At 70.0% G+C, this 18,969-nt stretch carries 15 protein-coding genes; 1 reads left to right on the top strand and 14 read right to left on the bottom strand.

The genetic code is table 11. From position 1 onward, the window contains the following. Position 1 precedes the first annotated feature (1 nt). The 3 genes from ACFHPP_RS12210 to ACFHPP_RS12200 form a co-directional block, all read right to left on the bottom strand. Complete coding sequence (locus tag ACFHPP_RS12210; RefSeq protein ID WP_437163519.1) at positions 2–1,546, bottom strand: hydantoinase/oxoprolinase N-terminal domain-containing protein; 1,545 nt, start codon at positions 1,544–1,546, stop codon at positions 2–4. A gap of 124 nt (positions 1,547–1,670) precedes the next feature. Further along, on the bottom strand, positions 1,671–2,756 hold the full coding sequence (locus ACFHPP_RS12205; RefSeq protein WP_437163518.1) for a DUF917 domain-containing protein: 1,086 nt from the start codon (positions 2,754–2,756) through the stop codon (positions 1,671–1,673). Beyond that, positions 2,756–3,415 (bottom strand): AroM family protein, encoded by a 660-nt coding sequence (locus ACFHPP_RS12200; protein WP_437163517.1) that lies wholly within the window; start codon positions 3,413–3,415, stop codon positions 2,756–2,758. Before ACFHPP_RS12200 ends, ACFHPP_RS12205 begins: the two co-directional genes overlap by 1 nt. A 121-nt stretch (positions 3,416–3,536) precedes the next feature. On the opposite strand from ACFHPP_RS12200, the gene ACFHPP_RS12195 reads away from it, so the two are divergent. After that, on the top strand, positions 3,537–4,262 hold the full coding sequence (locus ACFHPP_RS12195; protein ID WP_437163516.1) for a transporter substrate-binding domain-containing protein: 726 nt from the start codon (positions 3,537–3,539) through the stop codon (positions 4,260–4,262). On the opposite strand, the gene ACFHPP_RS12190 is transcribed toward ACFHPP_RS12195, so the two are convergent. From ACFHPP_RS12190 to ACFHPP_RS12140, 11 genes are all read right to left on the bottom strand, one after another. Next, positions 4,259–5,215 carry an ABC transporter ATP-binding protein gene (locus ACFHPP_RS12190; RefSeq protein WP_437163515.1) on the bottom strand — a complete coding sequence of 319 codons (957 nt, stop codon included), beginning with the start codon at positions 5,213–5,215 and terminating at the stop codon, positions 4,259–4,261. The genes ACFHPP_RS12195 and ACFHPP_RS12190 overlap by 4 nt on opposite strands. Continuing rightward, positions 5,212–6,198 (bottom strand): ABC transporter ATP-binding protein, encoded by a 987-nt coding sequence (locus tag ACFHPP_RS12185; protein WP_437163514.1) that lies wholly within the window; start codon positions 6,196–6,198, stop codon positions 5,212–5,214. Before ACFHPP_RS12185 ends, ACFHPP_RS12190 begins: the two co-directional genes overlap by 4 nt. Next, entirely contained in the window at positions 6,195–7,091 is an 897-nt protein-coding gene (locus tag ACFHPP_RS12180; protein ID WP_437163513.1) for an ABC transporter permease, read from the bottom strand. Before ACFHPP_RS12180 ends, ACFHPP_RS12185 begins: the two co-directional genes overlap by 4 nt. A 4-nt stretch (positions 7,092–7,095) precedes the next feature. Continuing rightward, a complete protein-coding gene (locus ACFHPP_RS12175; RefSeq protein ID WP_437163512.1) occupies positions 7,096–8,103 on the bottom strand; it encodes an ABC transporter permease in 1,008 nt (335 codons plus the stop codon). Positions 8,104–8,112: 9 nt separating this feature from the next. Then, on the bottom strand, positions 8,113–9,705 hold the full coding sequence (locus ACFHPP_RS12170) for an ABC transporter substrate-binding protein (RefSeq protein ID WP_437163511.1): 1,593 nt from the start codon (positions 9,703–9,705) through the stop codon (positions 8,113–8,115). Then, a complete protein-coding gene (locus tag ACFHPP_RS12165) occupies positions 9,702–13,613 on the bottom strand; it encodes a hydantoinase B/oxoprolinase family protein (protein ID WP_437163510.1) in 3,912 nt (1,303 codons plus the stop codon). The genes ACFHPP_RS12170 and ACFHPP_RS12165 overlap by 4 nt, the downstream gene beginning before the upstream one ends. 203 nt (positions 13,614–13,816) lie before the next feature. Further along, positions 13,817–15,271 (bottom strand): class I adenylate-forming enzyme family protein, encoded by a 1,455-nt coding sequence (locus ACFHPP_RS12160; protein ID WP_437163509.1) that lies wholly within the window; start codon positions 15,269–15,271, stop codon positions 13,817–13,819. Beyond that, a complete protein-coding gene (locus tag ACFHPP_RS12155) occupies positions 15,268–16,137 on the bottom strand; it encodes an amidohydrolase family protein (RefSeq protein WP_437163508.1) in 870 nt (289 codons plus the stop codon). Before ACFHPP_RS12155 ends, ACFHPP_RS12160 begins: the two co-directional genes overlap by 4 nt. After that, a complete protein-coding gene (locus tag ACFHPP_RS12150; protein ID WP_437163507.1) occupies positions 16,134–17,282 on the bottom strand; it encodes an acyl-CoA dehydrogenase family protein in 1,149 nt (382 codons plus the stop codon). The genes ACFHPP_RS12155 and ACFHPP_RS12150 overlap by 4 nt, the downstream gene beginning before the upstream one ends. Before the next feature lie 2 nt (positions 17,283–17,284). Next, complete coding sequence (locus ACFHPP_RS12145; RefSeq protein ID WP_437163506.1) at positions 17,285–18,109, bottom strand: ABC transporter permease; 825 nt, start codon at positions 18,107–18,109, stop codon at positions 17,285–17,287. A gap of 13 nt (positions 18,110–18,122) precedes the next feature. Then, positions 18,123–18,917, bottom strand: coding sequence for an ABC transporter ATP-binding protein (locus tag ACFHPP_RS12140; protein ID WP_437163505.1), 795 nt, complete (start codon positions 18,915–18,917; stop codon positions 18,123–18,125). Positions 18,918–18,969: the final 52 nt, after the last annotated feature.

Below are 18,969 nucleotides of genomic sequence, written 5' to 3'. Positions count from 1 at the left end.
CCTATCCTGCGGCGATTTCTCCCACCACGCGGGCGCGCACCCGCAGTGCACCGCCGGGCAGGTAGGCGATCGGCAGGTCCTCGATATCGACCAGCACCAGTGTCGCCGCATCGGCACCGGCCTCGACGGCACGGGTGCGGGCGATGCGCTCCGCCTCCGCCATCGCCTCCGCGCGGGTCATGCCCTGGAACACCTGGTCGGTCTCGCCGCTGACCTGCGCGATGGCGGCACCGACAGCATTGGCGACGGCGGCATGGGCCGGGCGCAGCACCTCCGACACGCCCTGTAGCCGATCCGGCACCAGGAAGGCGCCGCCGCCGACCGCAAGCAGCGGCACAGGCGCGGCATCGGTCTTCATGCGGTCGATCGTCTCCTCCAGCATCCGCGCGGCCTCGGCCAGGGTGGCCTCGGCGAAGCCGAGCGCGACATCCTCCACCTGCGCGGCATCGCCCAGCCCGAGCAGCCCCGCGCGCACGGCGATATCACTGGTGGTCAGTTGCGGCCCGCCGAAGATCCGCGCCAGTTCCGGCAGCCGGAAGCCGACGCTGCGCGGGCCGATACGGATGCGGCCCGCGCCATCGGCCTCGACATGCGACCCGCCGCCGAGCCCGATCGACAGCAGGTCCGGCATCCGGAACAGCGTGCGGACGCCGCCGACCTGCACCACGGCATTCGCCTCCCGCGGGAAGCCGCCCTTCAGGGCGCCGACATCGCTGGTGGTGCCGCCCACATCCACCACCAGCGCGTCCTGCACCCCGGTCAGGAAGGCGGCGCCGCGCATCGAATTGGTTGGGCCGGAGGCGAAGGACAGCACCGGGAAACGCGCGGCAAGTTCGGCGCGGATCACGGTGCCGTCGTTCTGCGTGATGAACAGCGGCGCCGCGATGCCGGCCTGCCGCAGCGCCTCCTCGAAGGCCGCGATGGTGTGCCGGGCGAGCGGCGCCAGGCAGGCGTTCAGCAGCGCCACATTCTCCCGCTCCAGCAGCCCGATACGGCCGAGGTCGTGCGACAGCGTGATGGCGGCGTCCGGCATCTCCGCCTGCAGGATCTCGGCCGCGCGTCGTTCCATGCCGGGATCGAGCGGCGAGAACACGCTGCTGATGGCGACGCAACCGATGCCGCCTTCCCGCATGGCCCGCGCAGCGGCGCGCACGGCAGCCTCGTCCAGCGGCATGATCGGCCGGCCATCGAAGTCATGCCCGCCTTCCACCATGTGCACCTGCCCGCGCACGATGGCGGCCAGGTCCTGCGGCCAGTCGCAGAACGGCGGCAGGGACTTCGCCGCCGGCAGGCCAATGCGGAGTGCGCCGACCGGCGCCAGGTCGCGCCGCTGCACCACCGCATTCACGAAATGCGTCGTGCCGATCATCACCGCCTGAACGCCGCCGGCCCCCATGGCACGCGCCACGTCCAGCAGCGCGATCCGCACGCCGGTCAACACATCCGCCGTGGTTGGCGTCTTCATCGCGTGCAGGACGCGGTCATCCTCCAGCAGCACGGCGTCCGTGTTGGTGCCGCCGACATCGATGCCGATGCGCCGCCTCATGTTTTCGTGCCCTCATGCGCCGGGCGCGCCCTGCGGGCGCTTGGCTCGCCGCATTGGCGGCGGGCGCCATTCGGCGCCTCGGCCGCTTTCCGCGGCCGCAGGTTCTGCGCTGCTGCTGTTGGCATCATTCTGCGCTCTCCGCAAAGACCGACCGGAAGTCGAGGTCGTAGCCGAAGGCGCGCGGCCCGACGAAGTCCAGCCCGCGCGGCGTCAGGAACACCGGCGGCGCCGGCAGCGCCACCACCGTCACGCGCTGGCCGTAGCGCAACGTTTCCGAGCCGATCGCCTCGCCGCTCACCGTATCGAGCACGCAGATCAGGTCCGGCGTCATCACCCGCGGCACGCCATCCAGCCAGCCCACCGCCCACTCGTTCTGGAACGCGATCTCGAAATCCTGGCCGCGCCAGTCGTCGAGCCCGTCGAGCCTGGCCGTGCCGCGCAGGAAGCCTTCCGTCGTGCGGCGCGCGATGTCCGCGACCTTGCCGCGGAACAGCAGCACGCCCTTCTCGCAATCCAGGATCGCCTGCACCGGGTCGCGGTGTTCCTTCTGCGCCAGCCTTATCGCCTGGCCCAGCGTGATGGCCTGGCTGGTGGTGTGCAGGATGCCCCATTTCTTCACCTCCGCCCCGCTGCGCGGCGCCTTGCAGGTGGCGGCGATCGAGCCGACCTCGACGCACATCTTGCGCGACAGCCGCTCCATCCATTTCCAGGACGGCACCTTGGCGACGATGCCCTCGATGCCGCGCGGATCGACCATGGACAGCGGATAGGGCTTCAGGTCGCCGACGGCGAAGCTGGTCATCTGCGCCTCCGGGTAGGCGCGTCCCATGGCGTCGGCATCGACCACCGGCTTGCCGGTCTCGGCAGCGGCCATCAGCGACTGCACGCCGTTGTTGCCGCCGATCTCGACGCTCATGATCGCGTCGAAGGACCGGCCGAGATATTCCTCCATCAGCGTCACGGCGCGGCCGATGGTCGCGCTGTCCGTCAGCCGCTCCTGCCCGACCAGCGGCGCGCCCATGTTGGAGACGACGGCGACCAGCGCATCATCGGCCAGATCCTCCGGTCGCATCAGGCTGACGCGCTTTCCCTCCGCATACAGGCGCCGCATGTTGAGCAGCCCGAGATAGGGCGACCCGCCACCGCCCGTCCCCAGCACCCAGGCGCCGACCGCCAGCGCCTCGATATCGTCCAGCGTCAATTCGTGCATCACGCCTCCGGAAGCAGTGAAGCGGCCGCGCGCGCGGCCACGGCGACGGAGAGCAGCACCGGGCAGGACAGCACGGCCACGGCCGCCGCCTTGTCGCGGCGCGTGTAGGAAATGCAGTCGAGCAGCACGAGGTCCGGCGCCTCCGCCGCCATAAGCCGCATCGCCGCCTCCCGCGCCGCATCGTCGCCATGCGGGCGCAGCGCCACCACGGCGACGGAAAGCCCCTCCCGTTCCCGCTCCGCGCGCAGCGCCTCTGCCTGCTCCGCCAGCGGCACGAACAGGCCGAGCCGCCCTCGCGGCAGCAGCGCATGTGCCAGCCCGTTCAGCACCGCGGAGGGCTGCACCAGGCTCGGCCGTTCCGGCAGGCCCTTGAAGGCGCCGGTGCAGGCAAGCAGGGCGCCGCCCGGCACCGCCTCCAGCAGGCCCCGCAGCCGTTGCGTCACGGCGAGCTTGGAGATGGTGACGCCCTCACCGGAGGGCAGCACGGTGAACAGCGTGTCCGCGCCGTCGCGCGGCGCGCAGTCCGCGACCTCGGCGCGAGACAGCCCGTCCAGCGCGCCGCGCAATGCGACCTGAAGTCCGGGCACCGCGGCGGCGATCTCGTCCACGAGGTCGTGGCGCGGTGCCTGTCCGATGATGAAGACCGGAAGTGCCGCCATGGCCAGTGTTCATCCCGATGCTGCTGGCCGACTATGGCGCGGGCGGCATGAGCGGGGAAGACCGGCTGGCGCCGGGCCGCATCGCGAAGCATCCTGCGCCGCCAGCAACGGAGTCACTGTCATGTCCCCCGAGATCCTCGCCCAGCTCGCGCCGACAGGCGTGCTCCGCGCCGGCATCAACCTGAGCAACTTCCTGCTCGTCACCGGCCGCAGCGAATCCGGCGACCCGGAGGGCGTCTCGCCCAGCATGGCGCGCGCGCTGGCGGACCGGCTCGGCGTCCCGGTGCGCTACGTGCCGTATCCGCGGCCCGGCGAGCTGGCGGATGCCGCCGGCACCGATGCCTGGGATATCGGGCTGATCGGTGCCGAGCCGCAGCGCGCCGAGAGAATCGCCTTTACCGCCGCATATGCCGAAATCGAGGCGACCTACTTGGTGCCCGCCGGCTCGCCCATCACCAGCCTCGCCGAGGTCGACCGGCCCGGCGTGCGGATCGCGGTCGCGGCGCGCGCCGCCTACGATCTGTGGCTGGACCGCAACATCCAGCACGCCACGCTGATACGCGCGGAGAGCCTGGACGCCTCGCTCACGCTGTTCACCGAGCAGAAGCTCGAGGCCCTGGCCGGCCTGCGCCCGCGCCTGCTGACGGATGTGGAGGGCCTGCCCGGCGCCCGCATCCTGGACGGCCGCTTCATGGCGGTGCAGCAGGCCATCGGCACCGCCCGCGCCAACACCGCCGCGGCCGCGTTCCTGCACGACTTCGTCGAGGAGGCGAAGGCCTCCGGCCTGGTCGCGAAGTTCATCGCGCAGCACAAGGTGGCCGGGCTTTCGGTGGCGCCGGCCGCCTAGACCCGCGGACAGCGCACCATGTGCCCGCCGCCGACATCGAGCAGCGGCGGCATCTCGGCACGGCATGCCTCCGCCGCAATCGCGCAGCGCGGGTTGAAGGCGCAGCCGGAGGGTGGCGCCGCAGGGTTCGGCGGCTCTCCCGCCTCCGCCGGCGTGACGCCGCGCGCATCCAGCCGCGGCACGGCGGTCAGCAGGGCGCGCGTGTAGGGGTGGCGCGGCGCACCCAGCACCTCCGCCGCCGTGCCTTCCTCGACGATGCGGCCGAGATACATCACCGCCACCCGCTCACACACCTGCCGCACCACCGCGAGGTTGTGGCTGATGAACAGGTAGGCGAGCCCGCGCCGTGCGCGCAGCGCCTCCAGCACATCCAGGATCTGCGCCTGCACGGACACGTCGAGCGCCGAGGTCGGCTCGTCCAGCACCAGCAATTCGGGCTCCAGCGCCAAGGCGCGGGCGATGCAGACGCGCTGCTTCTGGCCGCCGGACAGCTCATGCGGGAAGCGGTGCAGGAAGCCGGCCGGCAGGCCCACCTCGGCCAGCAGCGCGGCCACCCGATCCCGCAGCGCACGGCCGGAGGCGACGCCATGGATCAGCAGCGGCTCCGCCACCGACTCCTCGGCCGAAAGCCGCGGGTCGAGCGCGGCGGAGGGGTTCTGGTGGATCAACTGCATCCGCCGCCGCAGCGGGCGCAGCGCCGGCTCGCCCAGCGTGGTGATGTCCTGGCCCTCGAAGACGATGCGCCCGCCGCTGAGCGGGATCAGCCGCAGCAGCAGCCGCGCCAGCGTCGACTTCCCGCAGCCGCTCTCGCCAACCACCCCGAGCGCCGCGCCGCGTGCGATGGCAAGATCCACATCCGCCACGGCCAGCACCCGGCTGGGCCGCCGGAAGGCGCCGCCCTTGCTGGTGAAGGCCTTGGACAGGCCCTCGGCGCGAAGCAGGAGGTCGGTCATGGCGTCGCGTGGTGGCAGGCGACGGCGCGGCCCGGCAGGATCGGCCGCGGCAGCGGCTTCTCCCGCCGGCAGATCTCCGTCGCGGCGGGGCAGCGCGGGTGGAAGCGGCAGCCGGATGGCGGCGTGAGCAGGCTCGGAATGCTGCCGGGGATGCCCTGTGGACGCCGCTCCGGCCGGTCCAGGTCCGGCACGGCGGCGATCAGCCCGCGCGCATAGGGGTGCAGCGGGTGGGCCAGCAGCGCCTGCGTCGGCGCTTCCTCCACCACCGTGCCGGCATACATCACCGCGACCCGCGCGCAGCTTGCCGCGACCACGCCCAGGTCGTGGCTGATCAGCATCAGCGCCAGGCCACGCGCCGCCACCAGGCCTGCGATCAGCGCCAGCACCTGCGCCTGCACCGTGACATCCAGCGCGGTGGTCGGCTCATCCGCCACCAGCAGTGCCGGTTCCCCGGCCAGCGCCATGGCGATCAGCACGCGCTGGCGCATGCCGCCCGAAAGCTGGTGCGGATGGCTGTCCAGCAGCCGCCCTGGTTCCGGCAGGCTGACCGCGCTCAGTAGCTCCGCCGCCTTGACCCGCGCCGCCCGCCGCGGCCGCGCGCGCCCCCCGGCCGCGGCATCCTGGCCGCGGATGGCATCCTCCATCTGCGTGCCGATGGCGAGCAGCGGGTTCAGGTAGCTGGCGGGGTCCTGGAACACCATGGAGATGGCCCGCCCGCGCAGCCGCCGCATCTCCCGTTCCGGCAGCCGCAGCAGATCCTGCCCGCGAAAGCGGATCTCGCCGGACACGATGCGGGCCGGCGGGGCAGGGTTGAGCCCGAGCAGGCTGCGCGCCAGCACGGATTTGCCGCAGCCGGTCTCGCCGACGATGCCGAGCGTCTGCCCGGCCTCCAGCCCCAGGTCGATGCCATCCAGCACCTGCGCGGTGCCGTCGAAGGTGTCGAAGGCCAAACGGTAGTCGCGGATTTCCAGCAGTGCCGTCACCCGCGGTTGCTCCGCGGGTCGAGGATGTCGCGCAGCCCGTCGCCGAGCAGGTTGAAGCCGAGCACGGCCAAGTAGATGAACACGCCCGGTGCCATGGCGTACCACCACCATTCCGGCAGGTAGCCGCGCGCGATGGAAATCATCGCGCCCCATTCCGGCGTCGGCGGCTTGGCGCCCAGCCCGATGAAGCCGAGCGAGGCCACCGCCAGGATCGCCTGGCCCACATCCATGCTCATCTTCACGATGAGCGGGGAGATGCTGTTGGGCAGCACGTGCCGCCGCAGGATCCGAAACCGGGAGGCGCCGGCGACGCGCGCCGCCTCGATGTAGGGTTCCTCGCGGATCGACAACGCCTTGGATTCCGCCAGCCGGACATAGCCCGGCCACCACACCAGGATCAGCGCGATCATGGCATTCTCGATGCCCGGCCCCAGCGCCGCGACCAGCGCGATGGCCAGCACCAGCCCCGGCACCGACAGGAAAAGGTCGGTGAAGCGCATGATGACTTCCCGCAGCCGCCCGCCCGCCAGCCCCGCCAGGATGCCCAGCGGCACGCCGATCACCGCCGCCGCCACGGTGATGCCGATGCCCACCAGCAGCGACAGGCGGGCGCCGATGATGACGCGGGTCAGGATGTCGTTGCCAACCTCGTCGGTGCCGAGCCAATGCGCGGCGGAGGGCGGCTGCAGCTTGTTCGCCAGGTTCACGCCACCGGCGACATCGTCCGGATAAGGCACGATCCACGGCCCGGCCAGCGCCAGCAGCACGATCGCCGCCACCAGGAACAGGCCGAGCATGGAGGAGAAGGACCGCGTCAGCAGCCAGATCGCCAGCCGCAACCGGCGACGTTCCGGCGCGGCGGCGGCCTGTTCGACGGCGAGGGGTGCGTCCATCGCCTCAGGCCCGCCGCAGCCGAGGGTCGAGCACGCCGTACAGTAGGTCCACGATCAAATTGGCCAGCATGAAGTTCAGCCCGACGATCAGCGTCACCCCCATCACCGGCTTGAAATCCCCCGAGATCGCGGAGCTGACGGCGTATAGCCCGATGCCCGGCCAGTCGAACACCGTCTCCACCAGCACCGTGCTGCTCATCATCCAGCCCCAGCGCAGCCCGATGATGGCCAGCGTCGGCAGCATGGCGTTCTTCAGCGCGTGCACGGCGACGATGCGCCACGGCGTCACGCCATGGGCGCGGGCCGCCGTGACGTAGTCCGTCCGCAGCGCCTCCACCATCTCGCTGCGGTTGACCCGCAGGATGGAGGCGAGGCAGGGCAGGGACAGCACGATGGCGGGCAGGATGATGTAGGACAGCGCCTCCCGGAACAGGTCGAAATTGCCGCGCAGCAGGCTGTCCACCAGCAGCATCCCGGTGATCGGTGCCGCCGGTTCGGTAAAGACGGACAGCCGCCCGCTGGTCGGCAGCAGGCCGAGCCAGGTGGCGAAGGCGAGTTGCAGCAGCAGCCCGAACCAGAAGGGCGGCAGCGCGATCCCCGACACCGCGAAGATGCGCGTGGCGTGGTCCACCACGCGATCCTTCCGCAAGGCCGCGACCACCCCCAGCGGCACCCCCAGCAGCACGCCGAGTGCCATCGCCAGGATCACCAGTTCCAGAGTCGCCGGGAAATAGCTGGCAAGATCGGTGCCGACGGAACGTCCGGTGGCGATCGACTGTCCGAAATCGCCCTGCGCCAGGTCGCCGACATAGCGCAGGAACTGCTCATGCAGCGGCCGGTCGAGGCCGTATTCCCGGCGCACCTGCTCGATCTGCGACCGCCCCGCATCCGGCCCCGCCGCCAGCGCCGCCGGGTCGGCCGGCGCGACGTTGGAAATCACGAAGGTCAGGCAGACCAGCCCGAACAGCATCAGCCCCGCGAGGCCGATGCGCCGGAGGATATAGCCTGCCACCTGGCCCGCTCAGCCCTGGACCCAGAGGGGATACAGGTCGATCTCGCCGGTGAAGCGCACCGGGCTGAAGCTGAAACCCTGCACGTAGTCGCGGCGCGCCCAGATGCGGTTGGCCACCATGCCGAAGATCTCCGGCTGGTCGGCGACGATGCGGCGCTGGATTTCGGCATACAGCGCCATGCGCTTCGCCTGGTCGGTCTCGCCGCGCGCCTCGTCGATCATCCGGGTGACCTCGGCATTCTCGTAATGCGCCGTGCCGTAGTACAGGCCCCAGGACGAACGATGGTACTGGTAGGCCACCGTGTCCGGGTCGGTGCCGACCGGCGTCACGTAGATCGACATCATGGCGGGCGAGGTGTCGGGCTTCGACCCGCGGCTGACCATGGTGGTCCAGGGCTGGCCCACGATGTTCACGCGGATGTCCAGCGCCCGCAGGCTGTCGAGCAGCGCGAGGCCGATGCGGCGCGGATCCTCCAACCCCTGCACATGCACGTACTCCAGCTCGATCCCGCCGTTCGGCGTGCCGGATTGGCGCAGGTATTCGCGCGCCTTCTCCAGGTCCTTGCGCGGCACCCCCGGCACGTCGATATGGCCGGCCATGGAGGCCGGAAACGGGCTGGTCATCAGCGTCGCCGCACCGTTGTGGATGGTCAGCAGCGACTCGTAGTCGAAGGCGTGGGCGATCGCCTTGCGCAGGTTGATGTCGGCGGTCGGCCCGGTCTGACAGTTGAACTTGATGCCGAAGGTGGTCGAGCCCTTGTGGTTCTCGATCGCGACCCCCGGCAGCCGCGCCATCTGGTCGATGTCATCCGGCGTCAGGTTGGTGATGATATCCGCCTCGCGCCGCTGCAGCGCCGCCTTGCGCGGCGCGCTTTCGCGGATGATGCGGTAGATGATGCCGGACAGGCGCTCGGCCTCCGGCATCGGCCAGCCCTTCCAATAGTCGGGCACCGCCTCGACATGGATCAGCGTGTTGGCGTTGAACCGGCGCAACTTGAACGGACCGGACCCGGCATCGTTCTCGGTCATCCACTTGCGACCGAGATCGTCGCCATCCTGGTTCGCCATCACCTGGCGCGGATTGACGATGTACCACCACGGCACATAGGACAGGAACGGCGAGAAGGGCCGTTCCAGGGTGAAGCGCACGGTGCGCGCATCCACCGCTGCGATCTTCTCTGGCTTCAGGAAGTCCTTCAGCATCCAGGCGATGCCGGCGTTCAGCTTCAGCCCGCGCTCGAAGGAAAACCGCACCGCCTCCGCATCCACCGCATCGCCGTTGTGGAACTTCGCGTTGCCGACCAGGTGGAAGGTGTAGGTCAGGCCGTCATCCGAGACCTCGTGCCGTTCCGCGAGCCACGGCTTGATCACCGGCGGATCGCCCTCGTATTTCAGCAACGCATCATAGACGACCTGCTGGATCATCCGGGTGGACCAGTCGTAGCGCACATGCGGGTCGAGCACCGGCACCGCCTGGTTGCCGGAGAAGACCATCACCTTGCGGTTGCCGTCGCGCTCGAAGGCGACGGACATTCCGGGCACCGCCGCGGCCAGCGCCGCGGCGCCCCCGAGCAGCCCGCGGCGTGAGATGTTCTCGATCATTGTGAGCCCCCGTTGCTTGTTGCCATGACCCTGTCCGCATCGGCTTCGCGCGTCGCCCGCCGCCTTGCCGTGGCGGCGGGATCGATCCGCCCATCCGGGCCGAGCACGACGCCGTAGTCTCGCACCGCACCCTCGGCGGTGACATAGCCATCCTCCAGGTCGGATTGCACGGCCTCGATCGCCCGGTCCCAGGGCTCGCCGAAGCCGGAACCGCCGGCGATCTGGCCCTCGATCTCGGTACGCGCATCGAACAGCGCGACCATCTCCCCCGTGCCGACATCGCGCGGCGTCGCATCGCCCGGCGCCGTCACCGTGCCGCGCCCGGGTCCGCCTGGCCGGCCGCCGAACAGGCCCTCCGGCTTCAGGCCCCAGCCTTCCGGATACAGCCCGACCATGATGGGCTCCGCCCCCGCATCCAGCCGCCGCGCCCGCATGCGCTGGCCAAGCCCGCCGCGCTGCCGGCCGGCGCCGCCGGTGTTCGCCACCAGCCCCTTCTCCAGCACCAGCACCGGCATACGGCTTTCCAGCAATTCGACCGGCGTGTTCGCCGCGGAGGTCGGGAACAGCAGCCCCGACTTGCCATCGGATCGGGAGGACGCGCCTTGCCCGCCACCCATGAAGAAATGGTCCGACGCCACGCGGCCCTGGTTGTTGCGCCCGTAGAAGCCGAAGGATTTCGGCAAACCCGTGAAAGCCTGCACCTTGTCCGGGATGGCCGCGGCCATCGCCCGGTACAGGTTCGGCCCGATGAACCAGGACAGCCGGGTCCGGTAGGCGACCGCCGCCGGCGGCTTGCAGTTCAGCGCGGAGCCTTCCGGCGCCACCACGCTGATCGGCGCGTAGCAGCCGGCGTTGCCGCGCACCGCCGGCGTCAGCATGCATTTCAACGGGTAGGAGGAATGCGCCGCCGTCACGTTCATCGTGCAGTTCAGCCCGCCGCGCGGCAGCGTCGGCGGCGCCTCGACATGCTCGACATGGATCGTCTCGCCCTGCTTGTGGACGCGTACGCGATAGCGCAGCACCTCGCCGAGCGGACGGTTCTCGATCTCGCTCTCATACACGCCGTCCGGCACGGCGCGGATCGCGGCCCGCGTCGCCGCCTCGCTGCGCCCCTGCACCACGGCGGCCAGCGCCGCCAGGTCCTCCAGCCCGTATTCCTCCATGAAGGCCACCAGCCGCTGCGCGCCCAGCGCGTTGGAGGTCACCAGCGACTCCACGTCGCCCAGCACCTGGTCGCTGTTGCGGATGTTCACCGCCAGCAGCCGGAACAGCGAGCGGTCGGGCTCGCTGGCGGCATACAACTTCATCGGCGGGATCAGCACGCCCTCGTCGTAGATCTCGCGCGCGCTCAGCGGGTCCTTGACGCCGCCGATGTCGCTGACGTGCCCGACCGTGCCCATCAGCGCCACCACGCGACCCTGGTGGAATACCGGCGTCACCACCGCGATGTCGAACAGGTGCCCGGCGCACAGCCAGGGATCGTTGGTCACCAGCACGTCGCCCGGTCGCAGCGTCCCGACCGGGAAATGCTCCAGCAGCGCCTTCACGCAGCGGGTCAGCGTCAGGTTGAACAGCGGCATGGACCGCGGCGAATGCGCCAGGGGGTTGCCCTGCGGGTCCAGGATCTCGTTCGCGAAGTCCTGCGCTTCCGAGATGATGAGCGAATAGGCCGTGCGACAGACCGTCTGCCACATCTCCTCGACGATCGAGATCAGCCGCGACCACATGATCTCGAGCCCGATCGGGTCCGCCTCGATCCGCGCCATCGCGGTCTCCAGCGCCATGCCCGGCGTCACCAGCGCCTGCGGCCGCGCGGTGGCACCCACGGTGATGCGCAGGTTCATCACGGCATCGATCCGCAGCGTGTCGCCCGGCGCGATGATCGTGGTCGCCTCGCGTTCCTCGATGATCGCCGGCCCGGCGACCGTCGCGCCTGGCTTCATCCGGTAGCGGTCATAGACCGGTGTGTCGTGGAAGGCGCCGTCGAACCAGGCCGGCCGGCTCCCCTTCAACGCCTCGCCGCCGGTGTCGCCGGCCCCGACCGAACCCGAGACGGCGATCTCCGGCTCCGGCGAGACCACGCGCACGCGCAGCGACAGCAACTCGATCTCGGCACCCTCGATCACGCGGGTGTACAGGCGCTGGTAGGTCTCGATGAAGCGCGCGCGGATCTCGGCAAGACGCTCAAGGCCCATTGGGCCCTCCGGCAGCGCCACGGTGATCTGGTGCAACTGCCCAACCAGCCGCATCTCCGCGCCGCGCTCCACCCGCATCGCATCCTCGGCGATGCCGGCCTCCCGCAGCCGGCCACGCGCCTGCTCCTCCAGCCCGGCGAGCGCCGCGCCGATCGCGGCCCAATCCACATCCGCGCCGAGCGGCGCGATCAAGCTGCGCGACTGCTCGAAGGCCAGCGGGGCCGCCAGGAAGCCGAGCGCGGAGGCCGCACCGGACGCCGGCGGCACCAGCACATCGGTGATGCCAAGCACCCGCGCCACCCGCGCCGCATGTGCCGGCCCCGCCCCACCAAACGCCACCATCGCATAGCGGCGCGGATCGCGGCCCTTTTCCACCAGGTGCACCCGCGTGGCGCCCGCCATCGCCTCGCACACCACTGCGTGCACGCCCCAGGCCGCCTCGATCGCCGGCAGGCCGAGCTTCTCACCCAGCCGCGCCAGCGCCGCCTCCGCCGCCGGGACATCCAGCGCCATGGTGCCGCCCAGGAAGAAGCCGGGGTCGTAGTAGCCCAGCAGCAGGTTCGCATCCGTGACGGTTGCCTCCGCCCCGCCGCGCCCATAGCAGGCCGGGCCGGGCATGGCGCCGGCGGAATGCGGGCCGACCTTGATCAACCCGGTCTCGTCCACGCGCGCGATGGAGCCGCCGCCGGCACCGATCTCGATCATGTCCACCACCGGCGCGCGGATCGGCAGGCCGGAGCCGCGCTTGAAGCGGTGCACGCGGGCTGCTTCCATCAGCGGCGCCACCTCGGCGCGGCCATTCTCGATCAGGCAGGATTTCGCCGTGGTGCCGCCCATGTCGAAGGCCAGCGCATCCGGAAGCCCGGCCGCCCGGGCGAACAGCACCGTCGCCAGCGCCCCGCCCGCCGGGCCGGATTCCAGCAACCGGATCGGCAGCGCGCGCGCGACCTCGGGCGCACAAAGCCCCCCATCGGATTGCATCAGGCGCAAGGTGCCGGTGAAGCCGAGCCCCTCCATCTCCCGGATCAACCGCCCGAGGTATCGGTCCATCAGCGGCTGCACGAAGGCGTTGGCGCAGGTGGTGACGCAGCGCTCGTATTCGCGGATCTCCGGCGCGACCTCGGAGGACAGGCTGATGGACAGCGTCGGGAAGGACGCCCGCAGCACTTCGGCGGCGGCCCGCTCATGCGCCGGATTGGCATAGGCGTGCAGGAAGCAGATCGCGATGGCGGTGCAACCTTCCGCCACCAGTCGTGCCCCGGCAGCCCGCACCTGCCCGAGGTCGAGCGGCTCGACCACCTCCCCGGCATGGGTGATCCGCTCCGTGATCTCGATCCGGCGGCGGCGCGGCACGATCGGGTCGGGGAAGCGCAGGAACAGGTCGTAGATGTCGTAGCGCTGCTCGATGCCGAGTTCGAGCACGTCGCGAAAGCCGCGCGTCGTCAGCAGGCCGGTGTTGGCGCCACGCCGTTCGATCAGCGCATTGGTGACGAGCGTGGTCCCGTGCAGCACCTCGCCCAGCGCGGCGATATCGATGCCGGCTTGCGCGACGATGGCGCGGATGCCGGCAATCGCACCTTCCGCCGGGTCCTGCGGCGTGGTCAGGCATTTGTGCAGCGTGATCCCGCCATTCGCCGCATCGAGCAGCACGAAGTCGGTGAAGGTGCCGCCGATGTCAAAGCCGAGGCGATAGCGGTCCGGGGAGCTCGTCACGGGAGGTCTCGCTCCGATCAATGCGGGACAACCCTATTGTCGGACCTCGGCGCTCGCAATCCCCATGATGCATCGTTTGGCGGAGCCGATGAAGGACATCGAAGGCTCCGACGGCGCGTGTCAGGGCTCGGGGCTCAGATCACGGCCGCTGAAGTCTCTCGGAAAAATGTCACCAGTTCACGCGGCAGGACGTCGCCAGCGGATCAGCCATTCAGCTTTGGCAGGCGCCGCGCCAGTTCGCGCTTCAAGACCTTGCCGGCACTGTTGCGGGGCAGATCGTCCACGATGAAGACAGCGCGGGGCCATTTCGGTCTTGGCAGCCGGGACCGCGCGAACCCCAGCAGCACCTCCGCGTCGCAGGGTTCCGCCAATTTCACGAAGGCCGCGATCTCCTCGCCGAACTCGGGTGACGGCCAGGCCAGTGCGGCACATTCCACCACCGCCGGATGCGCGTTCAGCGTCGCCTCGATATCGCCGGGATGGATGTTGATGCCCGCGCGGATGATCATGTCCTTCTGCCGTCCGCGCAGGGTCACGTAGCCTTCCGCGTCCAGCGAGGCGAGATCGCCCGGGTAGAACCAGCCCTCGCGGAACGCCTCGGCCGAGGCCTCCGGGTCCCGGTGATAGGCTGTCGCGCAGGCGGGACCGCGGTAGCGCAGCAGGCCGGTCTCACCGGCGGGCAGGGGGCGGTCCTGGGCATCCACCACCTCGACCTCGACCGCAAAGACCGGCCGCCCCACGGTTTCGCCGTGCGTCGCCAAATCCGCAGGTGTCAGCAGGGACACGCCACCGCCCTCGGTGCTGGCGTAGTATTCGAAGAAGCGCGGGCAGAGCCGGTCCCGGATCGCCAGGCGTTCCTCCGGCGAAAGCGGCGCGCCGGAGGAGAACAGCAGGTTCAGCGCCCGCAGCGGTGCCAGCGTGGCATCATCCAGCGCGAGCAGGCGGCGGAACTGCGTCGGCACCAGGAACAGGCTGGTGGCGCCCTGCTCGGCGACGCAGGCCACCAGATCCTCAGGCGTGCAGGGCGGAGGCTTGAGGATCAGCGTCCCGCCGGAAAACAGCACGGACATCGCGAAGGTGCGGCCACCGCCAAAATAAAGGGGCGTCGCGCAGACGAAGCGGTCGCGGCCGTTCAGCCCGAGATTGATCCAGTGCGTGCGGAAGCGCGCCAGGAAATGCCGGTGCGCGATCAACGGACCCTTCGGCAGGCCGGTCGTGCCGGAGGACAGCGACAGCACGAAGGGCGCGTCTGGGTCGCTGGTGAAGCGGGCGGCGGCCGCGGCCTCCGCCCCGGCCTCCTCCGGAGGCTGGCAGCGCAGACCGGGCAGGGCCGGGGATCCAGGTTCCGCCAGCACCAGTGCGGCGCCGAAATGCTCCGCGACGTTGCGCTGTTCCTCCGTCGTCCAGCGCACATCCATCGGCAGGATCGGCAGGCCGGCGCGCGCCACCGCATACAGCGCCACGACATGCTGCGCCGTGTCGCGCAGGCAGATGCCGATGGGCCCGTCCGGCGGCAGGCCGAGGCCCAGCAGCCATGCCGCCATGCGCCGGACACGCGCGGCAAACTCCGCATGGGTCAGCGTCAGCGCGCCGTCGATCAGCGCCGGGTGGCTTGGCCGGGCCTTGGCGTGGATGTCCAGCGCATCGGCCAGGTTCATGCGGCGGCGCCGTCCAGCTTGTAGAGGCGCTGCACGTTGGTGCGGAGGAATTTCTCCAGCACTGGTTCGGGCAGGCCGAGCTCCGCGATCTCCGCCATGGTGCGGCCGAAATCCAGCACCGGGAAATCGGTGCCGAAGATCACCTTGTCCTGGCCGTAGCTGCGGATGTAGTGCTTGAAGCTGTCGGGCCAGTAGCGCGGGCTGTGCGCGTCCGAGCCGATGAAGACGTTGGCGTGCTTCCACGCCATCGCGATCATCTCCTCGGTCCAGGGGATGCCGACATGAATGCCCACGATCTTCAATTCGGGGAAATCGCAGGCCACCGCATCCAAGGTGATCGGTCGTCCGACGGAGCGCAGCGGGTAGCTCGGATCGTAGACCATGGATTGCCCGACCTGGAGCTGCACCGGCACGTCGAGTTCGACGCATTTCGCATAGAACGGGTACCACTTCGCATGATCCGGCGGCAACTCGAACCAGTGCGGGTAGAAATGAGCGCCGATGAAGCCGTATTCCGTCACGGCGCGGGAAAGTTCGCGCACGCCGCGCATGCCCTCCGTCGGGTCGAGGCCGGCCAGGCCGTGGAAGCGGTCGGGATGCGCCTGCACCGCATCCGCCACCAGCCGGTAGTCCACGTGGTAGCAGGCCGGGTGGCCGAGCCGGCCGACCTTGGCGGCGATGAGGAAGGCCTTCTCAATGCCGGCGGCATCCATGCGCGCGATCATGTCCTTCAGGCTCATGCCCTCGAAGATCTCGCGCTTCACCCGCATCTTGCTGGTGTAGAAGCCGGTACGGTCCGGCCGGCCGGCCAGCGCCTCCGGCGTCCAGATGTTGACCACCGCATCGATCGCCCGGATGCCTGTCACGCTGTTCCCCTTGCCGTCAGTCCCAGGTCGCGCGCGATGGAATCGCGCAACACCTCGTTCGCGCCTTCGCCGAAGGTGTAGAGGCGGGAGTCGCGCCACAGGCGCTGCATGTCGCTGTCCGCCGAATAGCCGGCGCTGGCCAGGATCTGCATGCCCGCATCGGCGACATCGCGCAGCGTTTCGGTCGCGATGACCTTGGCCTGCGCGGCCTCCCGCCGGCACGGCGCGCCCTGGTCGATCAGCCGCGCCAGGTGGCGTACCATGAGGCGCGACTGGTCGACGCGCATGCGCATATCCACAAGCCGATGCGCGATCGCCTGGAACTGCCCGATCGGCCGGCCGAATTGCACACGGACCTGCGCATGCGCCAGCGCGATGCGCAGCGCCGCCTCGGCGGCGCCGGTGACGGTGGCGGCCATGGAAGCGCGCGAATAATGCAGCGTCGCCATCATCTGCGCGAAGCCGCGGCCTTCCTCGCCCATCAGCGCATCCTCCGGCAGGTCGACATCCTGCAGGCCGATGTCGAAGGAGGGCATGCAGTTGTTGCCGATCTTCGGCAGCCCCGTCATGGCAATGCCGGGGGAGTCGCTCGGCACCAGGAACAACGAGATGCCGCGCGGCCCCTCCGTCTCCGGCCCGGTGCGCGCGGGCAGGATCAGCCAGCGAGCCTGCCGCGCGTCACTGATCCAGGTCTTGCGGCCGTTCAGGCGCCAGCCGCCGGCCTGGCGCGTCGCGCGCGTGCGGATCGCGGCGGCGTCGCTGCCGGCCTGCGGTTCCGTCAGCGCCAGGGCGCAGAACGCCTCGCCTGCCATCAGCGGCGGCAGCAGCGCGGCACGTTGCGCGGTGCTGCCGTAGCCGCGGACCGAGGCCAGCCCGAAGCCGACGACGCGGTTGAAGATGGAGGCGGCCATGTAGGCATGCTCACCAAGCCGTTCCTGCACCAGTGACACCGTCGTCCAGTCCGCACCAAGCCCGCCCTCCGCCACCGGCACGGCGAGGGCGAAGAGCCCGGCCTGGCCCATCTCCGGCAGCAGGTCGTAGGACGGCACATGCGCCGCGTCGCGCCGGCGAATCTCGGCCGGCGGCAGGCGCCGCGCCAGGAAGGCGTCGACGGAGGCGAGGATCTGCGCCTGTTCCCCGGTCACGATCACACCCGCAGCCGCGCGGAAGCATGCCAGGGCACCAGCATCTTCCGTAGCGCGCCGATCGCGAAATAGAAGACGAAGCCGAGGATCGACATGTGGATCAGCACGGCGAACATCTGGTCCGTCTCGAAGGCGTTGAGCCGCGCGATCAACAGATGCCCCAGCCCGGCATTGCCGCCGAGATATTCGCCGACCACGGCGCCGATGATGGCCAGGACGATGCCGATCTCGAGGCCCGTGATGATGAAGGGCAGCGCTGAGGGGAACTCCAGCCGGCGGAACACCTGCCAGCGCGTGGCGTTCAGCGACACCATCACGTCCCGGTGCCCTTCGTCGATGGATTTCACGCCCATCGCCGTGTTGGTCAGGATCGGGAAGAAGGCGAGCACCGCCGCGACGATGACCTTCGACGTCACGCCGAAGCCGAACCACAGCACGAACAGCGGCACCAGCGCGACCTTCGGGATCACCTGGGTCGCCACGATGAAGGGGTTCAGCGTCAACTCCAGCCAGCGCAGCCGCGCGATCAGCACGCCGAGCGTGATGCCGATGACGCAGGCATAGGCGAAGCCGGACAGCGTGGCATAGACCGTCATCCAGGTGTGGTGCCAGGCGCGCGGATCGCGCAGCATCTCCATCCAGGCCGTCCAAACCGCACCAGGGCGCGGCAGGATCAATGGCGAGATGCCGGCGTAGCGGACATAGGTGTCCCAGATCAGGATCAGGATGCCGAGCAGGATCGGCGTGGTGATCCAGGGCAATGCGGCATCCATGGTCACCAGGCGCTTGGCGAATTGCGCGGGGGCGGGCCTTGCCGTCTCGGTCACGCGCGGCCGCTCCCTAGCTGATCTCGTTGAGGCGGTGCCGCAACTGCCGGACGATGGCCTGGAATTCGGGCGTCGACTGCAGGTCCGTTCCGCGCGGACGTGCGAAGGGCACATCCACCGTCAGGTCCACCCTTCCGGGCCGCGGCGACAGCAGCAGGATGCGGTCGGCCAGGAACACGGCCTCGGCGATGGAATGGGTGACCAGGACGATGGTCTTGCGCGTCTCGAGCCATATGCGCTGCAACTCCAGGTTCATCGCCTCCCGCGTCATGGCGTCCAGCGCACCGAAGGGTTCGTCCATCAGCAGGATGCGCGGGTCGTAGGACAGGGCGCGCGCGATGGCAGCACGCTGGCGCATGCCGCCGGAGAGTTCGCGCGGCCAGCGCTTCTCGAAGCCCTGGATGCCGACAAGCGTCGCCAGCGCCTGCGCCCGCGCCGCCCGGTCCGCCCTTGGTGTTCCCTTCAACTCCAGCGGCAGGGCAATGTTCTGCTCGATGGACAGCCATGGGAACAGGTTGGCCTCCTGGAAGACCATGCCGAGGTCGGACAAAGCCTCCGCCTGCCGCTGGCCGTTGCGCCAGAGGCTGGCGCCTTCGATGGTGATCTCGCCCGCTGTCGGTGCGATCAGCCCGCCGATCATCCGCAGCATGGTGGTCTTGCCGCACCCGGACGGCCCCAGCAGCACCAGGAATTCCCTGTCCGCCACGGCGAGGTCCGTGGCAGCCAGCGCGTGAACCGGTTCGTCGCGCGTACCGTACCATTTTTCAACCGAGTGGAAGGCAATCGCGGGATGGTTGGCCTCGGCCATGAGATCTCCCGGTGCCGTGTGTGCAGCCTGCATCCGCCGAGGATCGCGCGCC

It is taken from the genome of Falsiroseomonas sp. E2-1-a20 (assembly GCF_051433195.1).
Taxonomy (GTDB): Bacteria; Pseudomonadota; Alphaproteobacteria; order Acetobacterales; family Acetobacteraceae; genus Falsiroseomonas.
The sequence above is the reverse complement of the archived record's forward strand: the minus strand, read 5'-3'. Positions and strand labels throughout refer to the sequence as shown.

What these genes read in the sequence shown, in the direction of transcription:
- ACFHPP_RS12210 (WP_437163519.1), bottom strand. Translation starts at nt 1,546, where the DNA reads ATGAGGCGGCGCATCGGCATCGATGTCGGCGGCACCAACACGGACGCC.
- ACFHPP_RS12205 (WP_437163518.1), bottom strand. Translation starts at nt 2,756, where the DNA reads ATGCACGAATTGACGCTGGACGATATCGAGGCGCTGGCGGTCGGCGCC.
- ACFHPP_RS12200 (WP_437163517.1), bottom strand. Translation starts at nt 3,415, where the DNA reads ATGGCGGCACTTCCGGTCTTCATCATCGGACAGGCACCGCGCCACGAC.
- ACFHPP_RS12195 (WP_437163516.1), top strand. Translation starts at nt 3,537, where the DNA reads ATGTCCCCCGAGATCCTCGCCCAGCTCGCGCCGACAGGCGTGCTCCGC.
- ACFHPP_RS12190 (WP_437163515.1), bottom strand. Translation starts at nt 5,215, where the DNA reads ATGACCGACCTCCTGCTTCGCGCCGAGGGCCTGTCCAAGGCCTTCACC.
- ACFHPP_RS12180 (WP_437163513.1), bottom strand. Translation starts at nt 7,091, where the DNA reads ATGGACGCACCCCTCGCCGTCGAACAGGCCGCCGCCGCGCCGGAACGT.
- ACFHPP_RS12170 (WP_437163511.1), bottom strand. Translation starts at nt 9,705, where the DNA reads ATGATCGAGAACATCTCACGCCGCGGGCTGCTCGGGGGCGCCGCGGCG.
- ACFHPP_RS12160 (WP_437163509.1), bottom strand. Translation starts at nt 15,271, where the DNA reads ATGAACCTGGCCGATGCGCTGGACATCCACGCCAAGGCCCGGCCAAGC.
- ACFHPP_RS12140 (WP_437163505.1), bottom strand. Translation starts at nt 18,917, where the DNA reads ATGGCCGAGGCCAACCATCCCGCGATTGCCTTCCACTCGGTTGAAAAA.